This window comes from Variovorax sp. GW821-FHT09A10 (assembly GCF_059418385.1).
In genome coordinates this window covers 590,319-607,287 of record NZ_JBWKPT010000001.1, presented here as the reverse complement: position 1 = coordinate 607,287, position 16,969 = coordinate 590,319, and the positions used below count along the sequence as shown (strand labels likewise).

The window sequence follows — 16,969 nt, the reverse complement described above, 5'->3', positions numbered from 1 at the left end:
GCGGTGCGTGGCGTGCGGCGCCGGGCCGCACGCCGGGAGCGGGTCAGGCGTCGAGCTCCCGGAAGTCGGGCAGCGTGGTGTCGATCAGGCGGCCCGCGCGCAAGACCTGTCGCGGCGCCTGCGGGCGGCTGCACAGTTCGTCGCTGTCGCGCCCTTGCAGCAGGACCAGGTCCGCCGGGCACCCGGGATGCAGCACGCCGTCCCAGGCAAGGCCCATGGCGCGGGCCGGTCGGCTCGTGATGCTGTCGATCCAATGTGCGAGCGGGTCCGGCAGATGCGCCGCGAGGGCCGTGACGGCGAGCACGTGGAGCAGGTCGAAGTCGGCGTAAGGCACGAAGGGGTCGCGCACGTTGTCCGACGCGATGCTCACCGGCACCCCCAGCGCGACGGCCTCCCGCACCGGCGCGATGCCGCGCGTGCGCGGCGTGCGCGGCATGGCACCGGGTTGCCGGTCCTGCAACTGGAGGTTGGCCAGCGGGAGGCTCACCAGATGGATGCCGGCCCGCACGAAGTCCTGCAGCAGGCTGTGCACGCGCGCCGGCGGCGCCACGGCCAGCGCGCAGCAATGGCCGCAGACGACGCGGCCGGCCCAGCGGTGCTGCAGGGTCAGGTCGGCGATGGTCTGCATGCCGGCCGTGTCGTCCAGCAGATGCTCGTCGACATGGAAGTCGAGGTTCAGGTCGTGACGCACCGCCAGTTCGAACACCCGCTCCAGCAGCAGCCGCTGCTTCGGCACCGGGTGCACCGAGGCGCCCAGGATGCCCGCCCCGGCGGCCAGCGTCCGGGCCACCTGCGCGCCCGCGGCGGCATCGGCGAACAGCGGCAGCGGGCAGATCGACGACAGCTGCAGCGCGATGCGCCCGGACCACGCGTCCCTCAGGTCCTGTGCCACGCGCCAGGCCAGCGGCGCGTCGCCATGGACCCAGTCGAGGTGCGTGCGCACCGCCCGCGTGCCGTGCGCGTGTGCGGTGCGCAGCGAAAAATCCATGCGCCGCCGCAAGTCGGATTCGGTCCACGTCGCCCGGTCGGCGGCCGAGCACGCGATGGCCTGCTGCAGGGAGTTGCCGTTGTGCGCGAGGCGGGGGCCGGTCTGGCTTTTGTCGAGGTGCGTGTGGGCCTCGACCCACGCGCTGGTCACGACGCCGTCGCGCAGGTCGATGGCCGCGCTCGCATCGGCGGGGGCACAGGCTTCGATGGCCCGCACGCGTCCGCCCTCGATGCACAGATGCGCGCGGTGCAGCCCCGGTGCGGCCACGGGCAGCTTCGCGCGCGTGGCGGGGTCGAGCAGGCGCCCTGGAATGCGCGCGTGGAGCAGCCAGGCCGGCTGCGCCCCTGCCACCAGGGCGCCGGCCGGATCGGTCTTCACCACGCGGGCTCTGCGCTCAGCCACGCCAGGGGAAGCCGGTCGATCTCGTCCATCAGCGAGGCGAAGCGTTCCGCGACATGCGCGATCACGCGGTGCCCTTTGTCGGCGGTTGCGCGGGTCGCATCGCCGCAGGCGCCCATCGGATTCAGGTCCTGGGTCTGCCAGGCGATGAGCCCGTTGCCCGCGTCGTAGGCCAGTTGCTCGAAGGTGCGCACGGCCAGGCGTTCGCGCGACTCGAAGTTGCGCGCCTCTTCCATCTTCACGAGCGTCGGGTGCAGCGCCAGCAGGATGGAGGTTTCGAGGTCGCCGGCATGCAGGCCGAAGCGCAGTTCGTCGGCGTCGATCAGCCCTTCGGGCAACCCCAGCCCGTACCAGTTGACGCACACCACCAGCAGGTCGTGCTGCTGGCGCAGGTCGCGTGCCACGATGTCCATCACCGAGGTCTGTCCGCCGTGGCTGTTGAACAGCACCAGCTTGCGCACGCCGGCCGCGGCCACGCTGGCGCCGATCTCCATCCAGTTGGCGGCCAGCGTGGCGGCCGACAGCGTGAGCGTGCCGGGATAGCGCGCGTGCTCGTTGCTCTTGCCGATCGGCTGCGCGGGCAGGAACAGCACGGGCGACTCCGCCGGCAGCCGGGCGGCGCAGGCGTCGACCATGCCGTTGATGATGGCCGTGTCGACCGCCATCGGCAGGTGCGGCCCGTGCTGTTCGATCGCCCCGACCGGCAGCACGGCAATCAGCCTGGAACGGTCGAGCTGTGCGAAGTCGCGGCTCGTGTAGTGCGACCACTGGCGAAAGGGAAGGCGCATGGCGGGAGCGGTCATGGGGGACGGCGTTTCCATGGCGCTCAGGCGACCCGTGCGGCGACCGGCACGGGCGGTGCCACCGGCACGCTGCGCACCGCGATGCGTGCCAGGCTGCGGGCGGAGCGGACTTCGGTTTCACCGTGCTCGCGCAGCAGCGCCAGGATGCGCCGCCGCATCGCCAGCCCGGGGCGGTCGGTGTACATGTGCGCTTCTTCCTCCCGCGAGGCCGAGAGCGGCACATCGGGCTCGACGCCGGCCAGGATCACGATGTCTTCGTTCGTGATGCGGCGGTCCATCTCGATGCAGTCGGCGGCAGGGACCTGCGCCTCGGTGTCGTTGCGGTAGATCCACTGGCACAGCATCGAATGGTCGTCGTCGATCGGCGTGGCGTACGTCACCAGCGAATGGATCAGGCCGTTCGGATACCGGATGCGCGACTTGCGCATGAACGGCAGGTACCACTTGCTTTCCATGTGCCGCGTGGAGTCATGTCCCTCGTCCTTCACCACGCGCTTGATGTGCGCGTCCGAGTTGACCACCGGCAGGTCGCCGCGCAGCGTGATCCCCTCGTCGGTTTCTTCCATTTCCGTGTCGCGCGGGCGCGGGTCCTGCAGGTTGCCGAAGGTGCCCTTGTGCACGAAGCTGGTATGGGAGAAATCGAAGAAGTTCTCCATCAGCCGCAAGCCGGACGCCTTGCACGGCTCGTAGAACTCCTGGATGCAGCGAAAGCCTTCGGCGCCGTCTTCCTCGAGGTCCGGGATGCTGTTGAGCGGGTTCATGTCGAGGCACACCCACACATAGCCGTAGCGCACCTGCGTCGCGTAGCTGGACACACGGTAGGGGATGTCCTTCGCGTCCGGGTTCTGCGGAATCTTGACGCAGCGTCCGCTGCAGTCGTAGGCCCAGCCGTGGTACGCGCACACGATGTTGTCGTCTTCCACCCAGCCCAGCGAGAGGCGGGCGGTCCGGTGGCAGCAGCGGTCTTCCATTGCGGCGTAGCCGCCTTCGGCGCGCCGCCACAGCACGATGTCCTCGCCCAGCAGCTTGAAGGGCATGGGGCGGCCTTCGTCCAGCATCTGCGCGGGCATCACCGGGTACCAGAAGCGGCGAAACAGTTTTTGTTGAGTGACGAGCATTGTTGTTCTCCTTGGGTTATGGATAGATCTGCTTGATGAAGCTCAGGTCGAAGACCCGGCGGGTGTCCAGTCCGGGCGGCAGGGCCTTCGCCGTCACCATGGATTGGTAGAAGGCGTCGATGCGTTGCTCGGTCATGATTCCGATGCGCCCGCCGGCGGCGTCGCCCGCATCGAGCAGGCCGTGCTTGCGGATCTGTGCCATCGAGAACGCGATCTGTTCGTCCGTCATCTGCGGGTTGTTGGCCTTGATGAGCCGCGCCGCCGGTTCGGGGTTGCGCATGAACGCGTGCCAGCCGTCGATGGTGGCGCGCACGAAGTCGGCCACCACCTTCGGGTGGTCGCGCACCATGCGCTGGGAGGTGTCGATCGAGTACTGGTAGCTGCTCCAGTCGAAGTCGGCGAGCAGCATGCAGCTGAGGTCGAGCTTCTCGCGCCGGAAGTGGAACTCGTCGGTCGAGATGTAGCCTTGCTGGACCATCTTCGGGTTCTGCAGCAGCGGTCCGTAGCCCACGTCGAAGGGGCGCAACTGCGAGTCGTCAAGGCCGTACTTCGCCTTCAGCCACGGCCAGAAGCTGCCGCGCGCGGCCTGCGAGATGCGCAGCGGCGCGCCCTTGAGCTCGGCCGGGCTGCGGTAGGCGCCTGTGTGCATGACCAGGCACTGCGGATCGCGCTGGAAGATTGCGGCGACGCTGACCAGCGGAATGTTCTCGCGCGCCGCGTTCAGCGTGCGCATCGTCCAGCCGTTGCCGAAGTCGGCGCGGTCGGAAACCACCAGCTGCATGTTGTTGGTCTGCGGGCCGACCTGGGTGATCTTCACGTTCATCCCGGCCCTCTCGTAGATGCCTTCGGCGACGGCCGCGTAGTAGCCGCCGTGCTCGGCGGAGGCGAAGAAGCTCAGCGCGACGGTGACATCCCGCTTGGGGGGCGGCGAGGCCGTTTGCGCCCGCACCGCAGCTGACAGGGTGATCAGCAGGATGGCGCAAGTCGCCATGAGGGGCCGAAGGGAGCGAGAAGGCATGGGGACTCCTGTGGGGGTGAGGGAGGGATCGATGCGCGCCGCTGTGGACGCGGGCGTCATGGCTCGTGTCATTGCTCGCTGGTGGCCGTGCTCTCGTGCCAGGCGCCGAGCGCCCGGTTCGACACGAAGACCATGAGCGCGAAGAGCACGATGCCGGTCAGTGAGATGAGGAACAGCGCGGCGAACATGCGCGGCACCTTCAACTGCACGCCCGACTCCAGAATCATGAAAGCCAGACCGGACTGCGCGCCGCCCGTGCCGGCCACGAACTCCGCCACCACCGCCCCGATCAGCGCGAGGCCGCTGCTGATGCGCGCCCCCGCGAAGAAGTAGGGCAGCGCCGCTTTCACCTTGAGGCGCCGCAGCGTCTGCAGGCTGGAGGCCCGGTAGATCTGGAACAGGCTGACCAGGTTGGCCGGCACGGAGCGCAGGCCGAGCGTGGTGTTCGCGATGATGGGAAAGAGCGCCGTGATGGTGGCGATGGCGACGAGCGCAACGAAGGTGTTGCTGATCCAGATGATGACCAGCGGCGCGATGGCCACCACGGGCGTGACCTGCAGCACGACCATGTAGGGCATCACACCGTTCTCCAGCACGCGGCTTTGCGCGAGTGCGAACGAGACCGCCACACCGATCACCACCGCGGCGACGAAGGCCATGCAGGTCACCTTCAGCGTGAACATCAGCCCGGTGAGCAGCAGCGTGCGGTCTTTCACCAGCGCCTCCAGCACATCCAGGGGTCCCGGAAGAATGAACACGGGGATCTTCAGCAGGCTGACCAACCCCTGCCACAGCAGCAGCAGCGCGATGCCGATGCCGACGGCCGGCAGGCGGCTTTTCTTCCAGTCAATGCGCCGCATGCTTTTCTCCTCCGAGCCGGCTGGCCCGTTCGAGCGCTTCCGTCAGGCGCTCCATGTGCCGAAGGTAGTCGTGCGACACGCGAAAGGCCGGGCCGCGCGGATAGGCGCTGTCGATGCTCACCTCGTCGATCACGCGGCCGGGCCGCGCCGCCATCACGATCACGCGCGAGGACATGTAGACGGCCTCGTGCAGGCTGTGCGTCACGAACACGGTGGTCAGCCGGCGCTCGTGCCAGATGGTGAGCAGGTCGTCGTTGAGGCGGTTGCGCGTCATCTCGTCCAGCGCACCGAAGGGCTCGTCCATCAGCATCAGGTTGGGCTCCGTGACCAGCGCCCGCGCGATCGACACCCGCATCTGCATCCCGCCCGACAGTTCGCGCGGGTAGGCTTTCTTGAAACTCTCCAGGCCCACCAGCGCGAGCGCCTCGTCGACCTTCCGGTCGCGCGTCTTGCGGTCGAAGCGATTCATCAGCTCCAGCGGAAGGGCTACGTTCTCGCCGACGCGCGCCCAGGGCATGAGGGTCGCGTCCTGGAAGACGAAGGCCAGCCGCTGGTCTTCGCGTTCGAGCACGGGCGTGTCGCGCTGCCACCAGCGGATCGAGCCGCTGCTGACCTGGCCCAGGCCCGCCAACAGGCGAAGCAGCGTGCTCTTTCCGCAGCCCGAGGGACCGAGCAGGGTGACGAAGTCGCCGTCGTGGATGTCGAGCGAAGCGTCCGCGAGCGCCACGGTGCCGTTGGCGTAGCGCTTGTCGACAGCGACGACCTCGATCACCGGCGCCCGTTCGTGCGGCGCGTGTGCCACCGGTGGCACCTCATGCAGATGTGCGGCTTGTCTCACTCGGCTTGCTCCTTCAGCGTGGGATTCGACTTAGTATCCCGAGGCGCCTCCCCCACGTCCATGCAACAGCCGGATAGCACCTATGCAGCAAAAGAGAAACGACAGCGGCGAACTCAATTTCTATCTCTTGAAGTGCCTGGTGGCGCTGGTCGATCACTCGCATGTCTCGCGTGCTGGCGACGCACTCTCGATCAGCCAGCCGGCAATGAGCCGCGCCATGGCGCAGCTGCGCGAGGTGACCGCCGATCCGATCCTGGTGAAGGGCGGGAGCGGCCTCATCCCCACGGCCAAGGCCATCCAGTTGCGCGAATTCGCCGAGCGCATCCTGAAGGAGATGGACCAACTGCTCGGCAACGCCGTCGCCTTCGATCCGAATGCAACGCGCTACGCGTTCCGCGTCGTCGTCACGGACTATCTGGAGAGTGTGTTCATGGGGCCGCTGGTGCAGCGGCTGGGCGCGAGCTTTCCGAGCATCTCCGTCTCGGTGCGGCACCCGCTGCATCCGTCGCAGCTCAACAAGGTGCTTGAAGCGGGGGAGGTCGATTTCTGCATCGGCATGTTGCCGCCCAGCCTGCGCGACCTGCGCCACCGGCTGCTGTTTCGCGACCGCGTGGTGTGCCTGGCGCGCGAGGGGCATTGGGCCGACGGGAAGACGCTCACGACCGAGGCGTTCGCGGCGCTCGACCACATCGTGATCATGCCGACGGTGAACTGCTTTGGCGATACGGTCGATCAGGCGCTGGAGGCCAAAGGGCTGCGGCGCAACCGCCGCTTCGTCACGCCGAACTACCTCACCGTGCCGGAGCTCGTGGAGAAGTCGGACATGGTGGCGCTGCTGCCGATGTCGCTGGCGGTGCGCTTTCGCGAACGCTTCAGGCTTTGCGAACTGGCGACACCGCTGGAGGTGCCGGCCTACGACGTCTACCTTTACTGGCACGACCGGACGCACCAGCATCCGGCCCACCTGTGGTTTCGCGATCAGGCGATGCAGACACAGGCGCTACAGGTCCAGAACCAGCAGCGCGCTGCGTGAACGCGCGCTGCAGACGGCGACGTGGGTCTGCCTTTCTCTGGCGCTGAGGCACGAGTCTCCATGCACCGGGTCACCGTCGATGTAGCGCGTGACGCAGGTGCCGCACACGCCTTGTTCGCACGATGTCATCAGTGGCACACCGGCGCCTCGCAGCACCGAGAGAAGGGACTGATCGGCCGGCACGTGAAGGCGCTGCCCGCTCTGCGCGAGTTGTACGTCGAAGGGGGCGCTGTCGCGGGCCGGCTCGCGTGTGACGGGCGCGAAGTGCTCGCAATGCAGCGTCGCTTCAGGCCAGTCGCGTGCGGCCTGAGTCACGGCATTCATGAAGCCGGCCGGCCCGCACATGTAGAGTTGTGAACCCGCAGGCGGGCTGCCCAGCAGCGTACCGAGATCCAGTTTGGGGCCATGCGGTGCATCGAAATGCAAGCGCACCCGATGGGCCCAGGGGGCGGTGCGCAGGCGCTCGGAGAAGGCCAGGTGCGCCTGGCTTCGCACGAAGCAACACAGCTCGAAGTCCGTTTTCTGATTCCACAGCTGTTCGGCCATCGACAGCAGCGGCGTCATGCCGATGCCCCCGGCGAGCAGAAGGTGTCTGGCGTCCGGTGCATCGAGCCTGAAGTTGTTGCGGGGCCGGCTGATGCGCAGCCGGTCTCCCGGGGCGATGTGCGCGTGCATCCACGCGGAGCCGCCGCGCCCAGTGGCTTCCCGCTTGACGGCGATGCGGTAGTTCTGCCCGTCGGCAGCGTCGTTGCACAACGAATACTGGCGCAGGCCTATCTCGCCCGCTTGGACGTCCACGTGAGCACCTGGCTCGAACGACGGCAGCGGATCAGGGGTCGCGGAAACCAGCGTATAGCTTTTCACGTCTTCGCATTCCTGCTGGACATCGGCGACGAGAACTTCGATGCTTTTCATTTCTTCTCTGCTTTCTCTCCAACGCGGCTTGCAGGAGTGGTTCCAGTTTGTGAGCGGCGTGGTGCAGAGTCCATCTGTCTTCCGAATTTGCGCTATCCACGTGCGGAATGCGCCGGGTCGAGTCGCCCCCCTTCGGCGCTGGTGTCCAAGCTGTGTCGTTGTCGAAGCGCTCCCGAACCTTGCAGGCCCTGCCGCAGTCAACAACCCAGGACAGCTTCGGCGCAGCGCCGACCCAGGAGCGGGGCAAGGATCACGCCGGGGTGCGCGACCACGGCATACAAGCCGTCGATCTTTCCCACAGCGCCGCAAAGTGGCCTGCCGTCGGTGGTCATGGGACGTTGCACGGCGTTGATGGACAGAAGCGATGGCGCCGTCGCGGCCCCAAGCAGATGCGCAATGGCGTGGCCCGTTCGCGCGGCAAGGGCAGGAAGGCCGGCCTCGCCTTCTTCTGGACAGTCGGCAGCAGACACAAGGCCGCCTCCCAGGGCGGGGCGCAGCTCCATGTCCTGCGCGCAGATCAGGTGGCGAATGCCGTGCGCCTGCGCACCGAATCGAATCAACACGGCCGGCGATGCATGGACCGGAAGGTCGACGCCGACCGTCGCGGCCAGCGTGCGCGCGCCATGGCCGTTGGCGAGCACCGCCGTGTCGGCAGGCAGGGTCTGCCCTTCGATCACGACACCTGTGATCCGATGGCCTGCGGCTTCGATGGCTTGAACCGTTCCGTGGCGGATGCATGCCCCCGCAGCCTGCGCGCCTGCCAGCAGTTGGCGCGCGAAGGCGGCGGGCTCCAACGCGAAGTCGCCGGGCGCCCAGGCAGCGAGCGGGGGTGGCTCTGCAAGCAGCGGTTCCATTGCGGCGACCTGGGCGCGAGTGAGTCGCTCCATCCGCGTGCCGGCGGCTCGATGCTCGGCAATCATGGCGGCCGTTTCATCTTCCGTAGACCCCCAGAGCAGCGCGCCGCGCGCTGCGATCGGCAACGGGCCGAGTTCGCGCGCGAGACGGGCGAACGCCTCCAGTGCCTTCAACCGCTCGGCGAACGCTGTCGGGTTGTCGGAAGGCGTGCTTGCACTGGCGCCCACCCATCCGAAAGAGGAGGCGGTTGCAGAGGAGCGATCGTCGGGGGCGCGTTCAATCAATGTGACTGCGGCGCCTGCCCTGGACAGATGCCACGCGGCCGACGCACCCAGGATGCCGCCGCCCACCACGATGACCTTGCTTCTGTGTTTCACGGAAGGGGCGGGCTCGATGGCCGAGCCAGCACAGGCGCTTCATGCCGTGACGCCACTTCGGGCACGCCATCCAGCGTGGCCCGCGCCCTGGCAAAGCAATCCACGTCGGCCGGCAAGGCCACACCGCTTTGCGCAGAGCGGGTCCAGATGTGGCTCGTGAGTTCGACCGCGTTCGGATCGTCGTAGCACCCGCGCGAGATGGCACGCATGTCGGGCCAGCGTTCGAAGGTCAGGCCCATCGTCGTGCCGCACGAGGGGCAGAAATGAACGAAGACCTGCTTGTGGCTGCCATCCGAGTGATGTGCGTACTGCCGCAGTTCGCCGTCGTTGAACTGCACGGCGTCCATCGGAAAGAGGGACTCGGCGTAGAACGACGTGCCGGTCATGCGCTGGCAGAAGGTGCAATGGCAGGCGAACGTGCGCAGCGGCGGCTGGCTCGTGCTGAATCGGACCTTGCCGCAGAGGCAACCCCCTTCAAGTACAGCTGGCATACGGCACCCAAAAAGAGAGGATTCTGCCCCGGCAGTTCTTTGGGGTCGACGAGCGCGCGTAGAGCGCGCAGTGGCGCGATTCGGTCATCTGACCAACGACACAGAGCGGCAGCTTGCCGTCAGTGCTCCCTTCGTGCGTGGATCACGCGTCGTTGTGGGCGGCTACTGAATAGGACCAAACTAGATCAGTGGTCTTGGTAGTGCAGGACTTTTGAAGGGTAGCAATCAGCAGTCGAACGGCGAAGGATTGGCCGTACGAAAATTCCTTCATGACTTTCTCATCTTCGGACCAAGCATCATGGTGATGATTCCAGAACTCCAGTTTTGCCGCTCCATGGACGAACTTTGATCGGAGATCATAGAGATTGCCTACGACGTTCCGACGATCTTCCCAAGAGCCAAGCCAAATCTTGGACTTTTCTGAGAGTTGACGCCTCAAGTCCCCAACACCATCACAGTAGAAGGCTTCAAGCCCTTGCATGGCACGGAAGAGCACGTCGCCGTGACGTAGCCAAGTCAATCCAACAACGTGGCTGAAAGATGCGAGTGCTCGCTGAATGCGGGAAGTGGCTAGGCCGCACTCGAGCATTCCAACGGACTTCGCCCATCGGGCGACATCTTGAATAGCGATCTGTTCCAGTGGTGGCCAGGTTGGATCGCTAGGTTCAGGAAAGCTCAGTTCTCTATAAGTACCCTTGCTATGTATCGAGTAGGACGCGAGCCCTTCGGCGCTAGCTAAGCCAGCAAGACAGTCGATGTAACCTGGGGCGGACAGCTCAGACAAGAGTTGCAAATTCTCGACAACCCTAGATAGATCCATGGCAGCGCAGGCCGCGATAAATTCTGGCTCCAGGTCCGCGACCTTCTTGGAGTTGGCTTCTGCGAGAGAAGTCAGGTCTATCGAGATGTCTGCATCCAGCCTGACATACTCACAGAGCTTGGTGTTGGCCATGAAGCTTCGTTCTGCCATCCACTGAAGCACATCGTCCGGCGGATCTGCGAATTCAAAACCGCGCAATTCAACAGTACTGCTTAACGTACGGCAAGCAGTCTCAAGGCCGGACACCCAAGAGTCTCGAGCGACGGCGTACGCACACTGCCGTTCTGGATGGAAGATCGATGGAGTGCGGAGGGCGATCCAAGCTGTGGCTTGCGAGCTATGCATTTGCGACGCCTAACGTTTGGCATGAGCGGCAGGTACCCAGCGGTCCGGGACGACTGTCTGTTCGATGGAAAGGTTAGCCCCTACCCGCTCGCCCGTAGTGGGCAACGATGAATTCTGCCTGCAACTCATACTGGTCAAGGAGACGCAGTCAAAAGGAGGTCCTCAAAGGTACTCCTTCCTATCCAGCCCAAGTGTGCGCATGGGACGGTAGTGCGACCGGTGGGCGCTCAGGCCAGCCCGAGCTCCTTGGCCTCGGCTTCGTAGTTCGGGTACGACGCCTTCATCGTCGCGCCATTGAGGATCATCTCGGCCACCAGCGTGCGCGATGGCATCTCGTACACCTGGGTGCGTATCCACACGGACTCGGTGCGCGCGCTTTCGCTCAGCGCGATGATTTCGCGCTCGAGTTCGTAGTCCTGATCCACGAAGAGCGGGCCCTTGATCAGGCGAATCTCCTGCCCGGCGAACAGGCCCACCGCCGGCTTGCGCCCGCTCAGTTGGGCCTCGGCGCTGGTGGAGCCGAGCAGCACGCTGATCATCTCGGTCGGGATGATGGCCCGGCCCCAAGGCGAACCCTTGCCGCCTTCGGGCGTGTACCAGTCGCAGGGCTCGGTGATGACCTTGAGCTTGTCCGCCAACGTGAAGGGGTAGTGGTCGCCCATGTGCTGGTCGAAGCCCATGCGGATCTTCTCGACGACGGCGCCGCGCTGGCCCACGCGCAGGTCGCGGTTGATGACCAGTCCCTGGGCCGGGCGCAGCTTCGCGATGCGCTGGCGCAGCTCGTGCGGGTGCTGCGAGGCATCGCCGATCGATGCGGTGCCGGTCAGCACCGGCGTGCCGTCGGCCTTCTCGGCACGCAGGCGAACGAAGGTGGCGCCGGGTGCGGGCAGGTCGACAAAGGCACGCACCGATTCGCCCTCGACCACCATGTTCTGGTAATGAGCGCTGATGCAGCCGGTCTCGAACCAGGCCTGGCCGAACACGTGGAACAGCAGGGGATCGAACTGGCTGAAGTGCGTCGGCCCTTCGATCGGCCCGGCGCGCAAGCCCAGGTTTTCCGCCGTCGCGTCGTCATGGATCGATTTGTGGTCGTCGTAGGTCTGGTCGGCCAGCATCTGACGCGGCTGGCGCAGCGGGCCGCACAGGCCCAGGGCGGTGGTGGTGAAAGGCGAGGTCATGGGGGGAGGGCTCCGTGTAGCAGGCGGCAGGCGGCAGTCGAATTCGCGATGATGGCAAAGTCTGTGCGCCGCGCCTGTCGCCTAGGGAACGCCCGATGCGGCCGCGCAGGCCCACGCGGTCAGCGCACCACCATCGCCAGGAAAACCACGATCAGCAAAGCCAGGTAGACCTTGGCGTGGAGTCGGTCTGGAATGCGCCCGATCCACAGTGCGGCGACGCGAATGCCGATCCAGGAGCCCACCACGAGCGTGGCCGCCGCGCGCACGTCGACGTACCCCAGATGCCATGGCCCGAACGACGGCGTCGATGTGGTCGACAAGGCCACGTAGGTGGCCGTGCCCGCCAGCGCCACCGGCAGGGACAGCGGGTTGGCCATGGCCGTCGCGCGGCGCATCTCGATGCCGCGACGGCGCATGAGGGGCACCGTCATCACGCTGCCGCCGACCCCGAGGAATGCGGCGATGCCGCCGATCACCAGCCCCGACAGCGTCGTGGCCGTGGCAGAGGGCGCTGTCTTGGGCGCCGCAGCCGGCGAAAGAAAACCGGGCCGGAGCCAGCAGTCCCCGATGGTCAGCGCGAGGTACGCCGCAAATGCCCAGCGCAGCCATTCCCCATGCACCGCGGTGGCGGCCAGCGCACCCAGCACCGCACCGGCACCCAGGGTGCCCAGCAGCGGGCGGACTTGCGACCAGTCCAGCGTCCCTGCACGCTGATGACGCCAGGTCGCCAGCAGCGCGCCGAAGATCATCACGCACGTGGAGGTGGCGACGGCGATCTGCATGGCCGACTGCCCGATGGCGCTGTCAGGCGCGTTCAGCTGGGACAAGAGCTGGTACAGCAACGGGACCACGACGAACCCACCGCCGAAACCGAACAGCACAGTGGTGACGCCCGTCAGGCATCCACACACCACCAACAACAGATACAACGACACGAGCAACTCCATCGACACAGAAAGAAGCCTCGAGGCTAGAGCGGGGCGGCTTGGCGCGCGTGCGCGCTTCGGTCAACAATATTTGCGTTCCGGCCAACCCACCGATTCGCTGTGCGCAACCAGTCCCTCGACGCCCTCGACCTCACGCCGCGTGCCGTTCTGGCCATCGGCACCGACTACGCGCCGGGCACCGTGCTCGAAATGCACAGCCATCGCCGCGCCCAGTTTCTCTATGGCGCGACCGGGCTGATGGAGGTGGGCACGGACGATGGCGCGTGGGTCGTTCCGCCTCACAGCGGCGTCTGGATTCCCGCCGGCAAGCCGCACCGGGTGAAGATGGTGGGCGTCAGCACCCGCAGCCTCTACATCGAGCCCGCAGCGGCACCGCGCGAGGGTTCGCTGTGCGAAGTGCTGGCGGTGTCGCCCTTGCTGCGGCAGCTGCTGATCGAGGCCATCGACGTGCCGGCGCTGTATGACGAGCGGGGCCGCGATGGCTTGTTGATGTCCCTGGTGCTGCAGGAGGTGCGCCGTGCGGCTGCATTGCCCTTCTTTGCGCCGCTGCCCAGCGATCCACGCCTGGCGGCGTTGTGCATCGCGTTCCTGCACCAGCCCGACGTGCGCACGCCTCCGCTCGCCTGGGCACGGCAGCTGCACCAGAGCGAACGCACGTTCAGCCGGTTCTTTCGCTTGCACACGGGCATGACGTTCGCCGAATGGCGCAGCCAGGCCTGCCTGCTTTCGGCCATGGCCCAGTTGGCCACGGGCCAGTCGGTGACCACCGTGGCGCTTCAGCTGGGCTACGACAGCCCGGGGGCCTTCTCGACGATGTTCCGAAAGCGGCTCGGGCAGAAGCCGTCGGCGTTCATGGCGACGTGACGTGCCTCATGGGGCGCCGGGCGGTCGCCCGCCTCATTGCGCCTCGACGCCCAGGTCGCGCATCCGCCGGGTGATGACGTTGAACTCTTCCTTGTACGACGCCGCGAACTGCTCGGGCGTGCTGTTCATCATCTCGAAGCCACGGCTCACGAACAGCTGGCTGACGTCGGGCGAGCCGACGATGGCGCGCACCTCGCGGGCCAGCTTGTCGACGATGGGCTGCGGCGTCTTCGCCGGTGCCAGCAGCCCGACCCAGACGTTGGTGTCGTAGAGCGGGTCCTTGAAGCCCAGTTCGCTCATGGTCGGGACCTGCGGGAGCGTGGTGGAACGCTGGCGCCCCAGCACGGCCAGCGGCACGACCTTGCCCGTCGGCACATGCTGCATGGCGCTGGGCACCGACGACAGGCCGAGGTCGATGGTGCCCGACAGCAGGTCGGTCACCACGGGCCCTTCGCCGCGTTGCGGCACATGGACCATGCCGGCACTCAGTCCGCGGTTGAGGCTCTCACCGGCCAGATGGCCCAGCCCGCCGACGCCCCAGGACCCGTAGCTCAGTTTCACGCCCTTGGCCACCTTGGCCTTCAGGTCTTCGATGCTCTTGATGCCGGTGCCGGGGTGCGTGGAAATCAGCGCCGGGCTGCGCACCACCTGCGTGACGCCGACGAAGTCCTTCTGCGGGTCGTAGGCCAGGGTCTTGAACAGCGCCGTGTTGTTGATCTGCGAATCGGTGATGGTCATCAGCAGCGTGTAGCCGTCGGGCTTGGCGCGGCCGACTTCGCCGGCGCCGATGGCGCCCGCCGCGCCCGCCTTGTTGTCCACCACCACGGGTTGCCCCATCGATTTCGAGAGGCGGTCGCCGAGGGTGCGCGCCACGAAGTCGGTCGCGCCGCCGGCCGCGTAGGGCACGACGAGGCGGATCGGCCGCGAGGGGTAGCTTTCCTGCGCGGCGATGGGCAGCGCCAGCGTGATCGCTGCGCAGGCGGCCGTCATTTTTCTGAACATGGTTGTCTCCAGTGGTGGGGTTGAGTTGTCTGCTTGTTATTGGGGGGCGTCAGAGATCGAGAACGAGCACGGCGCTGCGTGCGCGGGACACGCAGGGCAGGATGCAGGTGTGGCGGTCGCGCTCCTCGTCGCTGAGCACGAAGTCGCGGTGCTCGGCCTCGCCTTCGAGCAGCGGCACCTCGCAGCTGCGGCACATGCCTTCGCGGCACGAGAAGGGAACGCTGACGTTCGCACCTTCCAGTGCATCGAGCAGGCTCTGCTGCGGTGCGACCTCGATCCGCTGGCCGCTGCGATGCAGCACCACGGTGAAGCTGCCGGCCGGTGCCACGGGCGCGGCGTGTTCCGGCGGCGCGAAGCGTTCGAAATGGGTGGCCGCCTTGTCGATGCCGACAACGCCTGCGGCTGTGCCGACCGCGTTCATCAACCCTTCCGGGCCGCAGCAGTAGACGTGCGCGCCCGGGGCTGCACGGCGCAGCCAGCCCGCCAGATCGGGCGGCGTGCCTGCCGCTTCCTGGTCCACGTGCAGTTGCACGCGGTCAGGGTGGCGCGCCAGCGTCCACGCATAGGCGGCACGGGCCCGCGTGCGCACGCAGTACAGCAGCTTCCAGGGCCTGGCGTGGGCCTCGCACCAGAGGATCATGCTCAGGAGGGGCGTGATGCCGATGCCGCCGGCCACGAACACATGCTCGGTGGCGGCCGGGTCGATGCGGAACAGCGCGCGCGGCGCGCCCACCTCGAGCACATCGCCCACGGCAAGGCGCTGGTGAACGAAGGCCGAGCCGCCGCGCGAGGCTGGCGCCAGGCCCACGCCGAGCACGTAGCGGTGGCGCTCCAGCGGCGAGTTGGCCAGCGAATACTGTCGGCGGATGTCGCCGGGCAGCAGCAGGTCCACATGGGCGCCCGCGGTGAAGGGCGGCAGCACGGCGCCGTCCTGCGCACGCAACTCCAGGCCGAGCACATCCTGCGCCTCATGCGTGAGGCGGGTGACGAGGAGCTTCATGGCTCAGGCCCGGGCGGGTTCGGGCGCTGCTGTGGCGGCGGGGCGGCCCGCAGCTTCTTCGAGCGCTTCTTCTTCCAGCCGGCGCGAGACTATCCAGCGGAACTGGTTCAGCGCGGCGTCGATGCCGAAGGCCATCATCTTGAAGCCGGGCGCCAGCGCCAGGCTCTGTTGCTGCGCGGTGATGATGTCGCGGTCTTCGTCGAAGGCGTCCACCACGGCCTGGTGGATCGAGTGCGTGACTTCGGGTTGGTCGATGGCGAAGTTGTGGGGATGCGCGAAGAAGTAGTGGGTGGAGTTTTCCGTCTCGGGCGTGATGGCCTGGCAGCCGCGAAACTCGATCGCGCCTTCGCGATTGCCTTCGGCGGCGCCTTGGCCGGTGGGCGCCATGCCGGAGTCCATCAGCAGGATGGCGGGGAGGGTGAAGTTGTAGATGTTCCACCGGTCGACCCTGCTGCCCCAGTCCTTCACCGCCTGGGCGAACGGCGGCGGCTCGGTGTCGAGGGCCCAGCGGGTGATGCGCACGCCGTGGTCGATGCGTTCGACCTTGGGCTGGGCGGCGGCGTAGTCCGCACTGCCGCCCAGCGTGGTCGGGTGCACGAAGGGCAGGTGGGAAAAGTCCAGCAGGTTGTCGCAGATCAGCAGGTAGTTGACGTCGTAGTGGATGTAGCCGTCCAGGCTGCGCCAGTGCGGGTCGTCCAGCCAGGGCGTGTCGGGAATCAGCGCCGGGTCGGCCTTGTCGGGGGCGCCCATCCAGATCCAGACCCAGCGGTGGCGCTGCACCACGGGAAAGGTGCGCACTCGGGCCTGGATGGGAATGCGCTTCTGGGCCGGCGCCTCGATGCACTGGCCCGAGGCGTCGAACTTCAGGCCGTGGTACATGCAGCGCACGCAGTTGCCTTCCCGCCGCCCCACCGACAGGGGGGCGCCGCGGTGGCAGCAGCGGTCTTCCATGGCGACGATCTCGCCGTCGTCCTTGCGGTACATGAGAACGGGCACGCCGATGATGGTGCGGGCGAACAGGCCCTGCGGCGTGAGCTCGTTGTCCCAGGCAGCCACGTACCAGGTGTTTTTGATGAACATGGGGCGTCTCCTTTGTTGTTCGCCGCGTTCGGGTCACG

Annotated in this window: 17 protein-coding genes; 2 read left to right on the top strand and 15 right to left on the bottom strand. The window is 66.9% G+C overall.

The annotated features are described in order from the left end of the window. Positions 1-43 precede the first annotated feature (43 nt). The 6 genes from AC07Q9_RS02895 to AC07Q9_RS02870 all read right to left on the bottom strand — a co-directional run bounded on the left by AC07Q9_RS02895 (position 44) and on the right by AC07Q9_RS02870 (position 6,024). A complete protein-coding gene (locus AC07Q9_RS02895) occupies positions 44-1,390 on the bottom strand; it encodes a cytosine deaminase (protein ID WP_495307258.1) in 1,347 nt (448 codons plus the stop codon). Beyond that, entirely contained in the window at positions 1,363-2,190 is an 828-nt protein-coding gene (locus tag AC07Q9_RS02890) for a creatininase family protein (RefSeq protein WP_495307256.1), read from the bottom strand. The genes AC07Q9_RS02895 and AC07Q9_RS02890 overlap by 28 nt, the downstream gene beginning before the upstream one ends. A 23-nt stretch (positions 2,191-2,213) precedes the next feature. Continuing rightward, positions 2,214-3,308 carry an aromatic ring-hydroxylating dioxygenase subunit alpha gene (locus AC07Q9_RS02885; RefSeq protein WP_495307255.1) on the bottom strand — a complete coding sequence of 365 codons (1,095 nt, stop codon included), beginning with the start codon at positions 3,306-3,308 and terminating at the stop codon, positions 2,214-2,216. A 16-nt stretch (positions 3,309-3,324) separates the two neighbouring features. Further along, positions 3,325-4,326, bottom strand: a complete 1,002-nt coding sequence (locus tag AC07Q9_RS02880) for an ABC transporter substrate-binding protein (RefSeq protein WP_495307253.1) — start codon at positions 4,324-4,326, stop codon at positions 3,325-3,327. Between the two features lie 68 nt (positions 4,327-4,394). Beyond that, positions 4,395-5,186 carry an ABC transporter permease gene (locus tag AC07Q9_RS02875; protein ID WP_489061835.1) on the bottom strand — a complete coding sequence of 264 codons (792 nt, stop codon included), beginning with the start codon at positions 5,184-5,186 and terminating at the stop codon, positions 4,395-4,397. Continuing rightward, positions 5,173-6,024: an ABC transporter ATP-binding protein gene (locus tag AC07Q9_RS02870; protein WP_495307250.1), complete on the bottom strand. Its 852-nt coding sequence runs from the start codon at positions 6,022-6,024 to the stop codon at positions 5,173-5,175. Before AC07Q9_RS02870 ends, AC07Q9_RS02875 begins: the two co-directional genes overlap by 14 nt. Positions 6,025-6,106: 82 nt before the next feature. Between AC07Q9_RS02870 and AC07Q9_RS02865 the strand changes: the two genes are divergently transcribed. Then, the gene (locus tag AC07Q9_RS02865) at positions 6,107-7,057 is read left to right on the top strand and encodes a LysR family transcriptional regulator (protein WP_495307248.1); all 951 of its coding nucleotides are present in this window, start codon (positions 6,107-6,109) and stop codon (positions 7,055-7,057) included. Here the strand turns inward: AC07Q9_RS02865 and AC07Q9_RS02860 are convergent. The 6 genes from AC07Q9_RS02860 to AC07Q9_RS02835 form a co-directional block, all read right to left on the bottom strand. Further along, complete coding sequence (locus AC07Q9_RS02860) at positions 7,025-7,972, bottom strand: PDR/VanB family oxidoreductase (protein ID WP_495307246.1); 948 nt, start codon at positions 7,970-7,972, stop codon at positions 7,025-7,027. The two genes, AC07Q9_RS02865 and AC07Q9_RS02860, sit on opposite strands and share 33 nt — an antisense overlap. Positions 7,973-8,169: 197 nt before the next feature. Further along, the gene (locus AC07Q9_RS02855; protein WP_495307245.1) at positions 8,170-9,204 is read right to left on the bottom strand and encodes an NAD(P)/FAD-dependent oxidoreductase; all 1,035 of its coding nucleotides are present in this window, start codon (positions 9,202-9,204) and stop codon (positions 8,170-8,172) included. Further along, positions 9,201-9,695, bottom strand: coding sequence for a GFA family protein (locus AC07Q9_RS02850; protein WP_495307243.1), 495 nt, complete (start codon positions 9,693-9,695; stop codon positions 9,201-9,203). The genes AC07Q9_RS02855 and AC07Q9_RS02850 overlap by 4 nt, the downstream gene beginning before the upstream one ends. Before the next feature lie 142 nt (positions 9,696-9,837). Continuing rightward, positions 9,838-10,647 (bottom strand): hypothetical protein, encoded by an 810-nt coding sequence (locus AC07Q9_RS02845; RefSeq protein WP_495307241.1) that lies wholly within the window; start codon positions 10,645-10,647, stop codon positions 9,838-9,840. A gap of 440 nt (positions 10,648-11,087) precedes the next feature. Then, positions 11,088-12,038: a hypothetical protein gene (locus AC07Q9_RS02840; RefSeq protein ID WP_495307239.1), complete on the bottom strand. Its 951-nt coding sequence runs from the start codon at positions 12,036-12,038 to the stop codon at positions 11,088-11,090. A 119-nt stretch (positions 12,039-12,157) separates the two neighbouring features. Continuing rightward, complete coding sequence (locus AC07Q9_RS02835; RefSeq protein WP_495307237.1) at positions 12,158-12,985, bottom strand: sulfite exporter TauE/SafE family protein; 828 nt, start codon at positions 12,983-12,985, stop codon at positions 12,158-12,160. Positions 12,986-13,084: 99 nt separating this feature from the next. Between AC07Q9_RS02835 and AC07Q9_RS02830 the strand changes: the two genes are divergently transcribed. Next, a complete protein-coding gene (locus AC07Q9_RS02830; protein WP_495307235.1) occupies positions 13,085-13,849 on the top strand; it encodes an AraC family transcriptional regulator in 765 nt (254 codons plus the stop codon). Between the two features lie 33 nt (positions 13,850-13,882). Here the strand turns inward: AC07Q9_RS02830 and AC07Q9_RS02825 are convergent, their stop codons facing one another. From AC07Q9_RS02825 to AC07Q9_RS02815, 3 genes are read right to left on the bottom strand one after another with little or no spacing between them, the layout of a single operon-like run. Next, the gene (locus tag AC07Q9_RS02825) at positions 13,883-14,851 is read right to left on the bottom strand and encodes a Bug family tripartite tricarboxylate transporter substrate binding protein (RefSeq protein ID WP_495307233.1); all 969 of its coding nucleotides are present in this window, start codon (positions 14,849-14,851) and stop codon (positions 13,883-13,885) included. Between the two features lie 49 nt (positions 14,852-14,900). Further along, a complete protein-coding gene (locus AC07Q9_RS02820; protein WP_495307232.1) occupies positions 14,901-15,851 on the bottom strand; it encodes a PDR/VanB family oxidoreductase in 951 nt (316 codons plus the stop codon). A 3-nt stretch (positions 15,852-15,854) separates the two neighbouring features. Next, positions 15,855-16,931: an aromatic ring-hydroxylating dioxygenase subunit alpha gene (locus tag AC07Q9_RS02815; protein WP_495307230.1), complete on the bottom strand. Its 1,077-nt coding sequence runs from the start codon at positions 16,929-16,931 to the stop codon at positions 15,855-15,857. Between the last annotated feature and the right edge of the window lie 38 nt (positions 16,932-16,969).

What these genes read in the sequence shown, in the direction of transcription:
- AC07Q9_RS02880 (WP_495307253.1), bottom strand. Translation starts at nt 4,326, where the DNA reads ATGCCTTCTCGCTCCCTTCGGCCCCTCATGGCGACTTGCGCCATCCTG.
- AC07Q9_RS02865 (WP_495307248.1), top strand. Translation starts at nt 6,107, where the DNA reads ATGCAGCAAAAGAGAAACGACAGCGGCGAACTCAATTTCTATCTCTTG.
- AC07Q9_RS02815 (WP_495307230.1), bottom strand. Translation starts at nt 16,931, where the DNA reads ATGTTCATCAAAAACACCTGGTACGTGGCTGCCTGGGACAACGAGCTC.
- AC07Q9_RS02825 (WP_495307233.1), bottom strand. Translation starts at nt 14,851, where the DNA reads ATGTTCAGAAAAATGACGGCCGCCTGCGCAGCGATCACGCTGGCGCTG.
- AC07Q9_RS02840 (WP_495307239.1), bottom strand. Translation starts at nt 12,038, where the DNA reads ATGACCTCGCCTTTCACCACCACCGCCCTGGGCCTGTGCGGCCCGCTG.
- AC07Q9_RS02835 (WP_495307237.1), bottom strand. Translation starts at nt 12,985, where the DNA reads ATGGAGTTGCTCGTGTCGTTGTATCTGTTGTTGGTGGTGTGTGGATGC.
- AC07Q9_RS02820 (WP_495307232.1), bottom strand. Translation starts at nt 15,851, where the DNA reads ATGAAGCTCCTCGTCACCCGCCTCACGCATGAGGCGCAGGATGTGCTC.
- AC07Q9_RS02875 (WP_489061835.1), bottom strand. Translation starts at nt 5,186, where the DNA reads ATGCGGCGCATTGACTGGAAGAAAAGCCGCCTGCCGGCCGTCGGCATC.
- AC07Q9_RS02850 (WP_495307243.1), bottom strand. Translation starts at nt 9,695, where the DNA reads ATGCCAGCTGTACTTGAAGGGGGTTGCCTCTGCGGCAAGGTCCGATTC.
- AC07Q9_RS02890 (WP_495307256.1), bottom strand. Translation starts at nt 2,190, where the DNA reads ATGACCGCTCCCGCCATGCGCCTTCCCTTTCGCCAGTGGTCGCACTAC.
- AC07Q9_RS02845 (WP_495307241.1), bottom strand. Translation starts at nt 10,647, where the DNA reads ATGGCCAACACCAAGCTCTGTGAGTATGTCAGGCTGGATGCAGACATC.
- AC07Q9_RS02885 (WP_495307255.1), bottom strand. Translation starts at nt 3,308, where the DNA reads ATGCTCGTCACTCAACAAAAACTGTTTCGCCGCTTCTGGTACCCGGTG.
- AC07Q9_RS02860 (WP_495307246.1), bottom strand. Translation starts at nt 7,972, where the DNA reads ATGAAAAGCATCGAAGTTCTCGTCGCCGATGTCCAGCAGGAATGCGAA.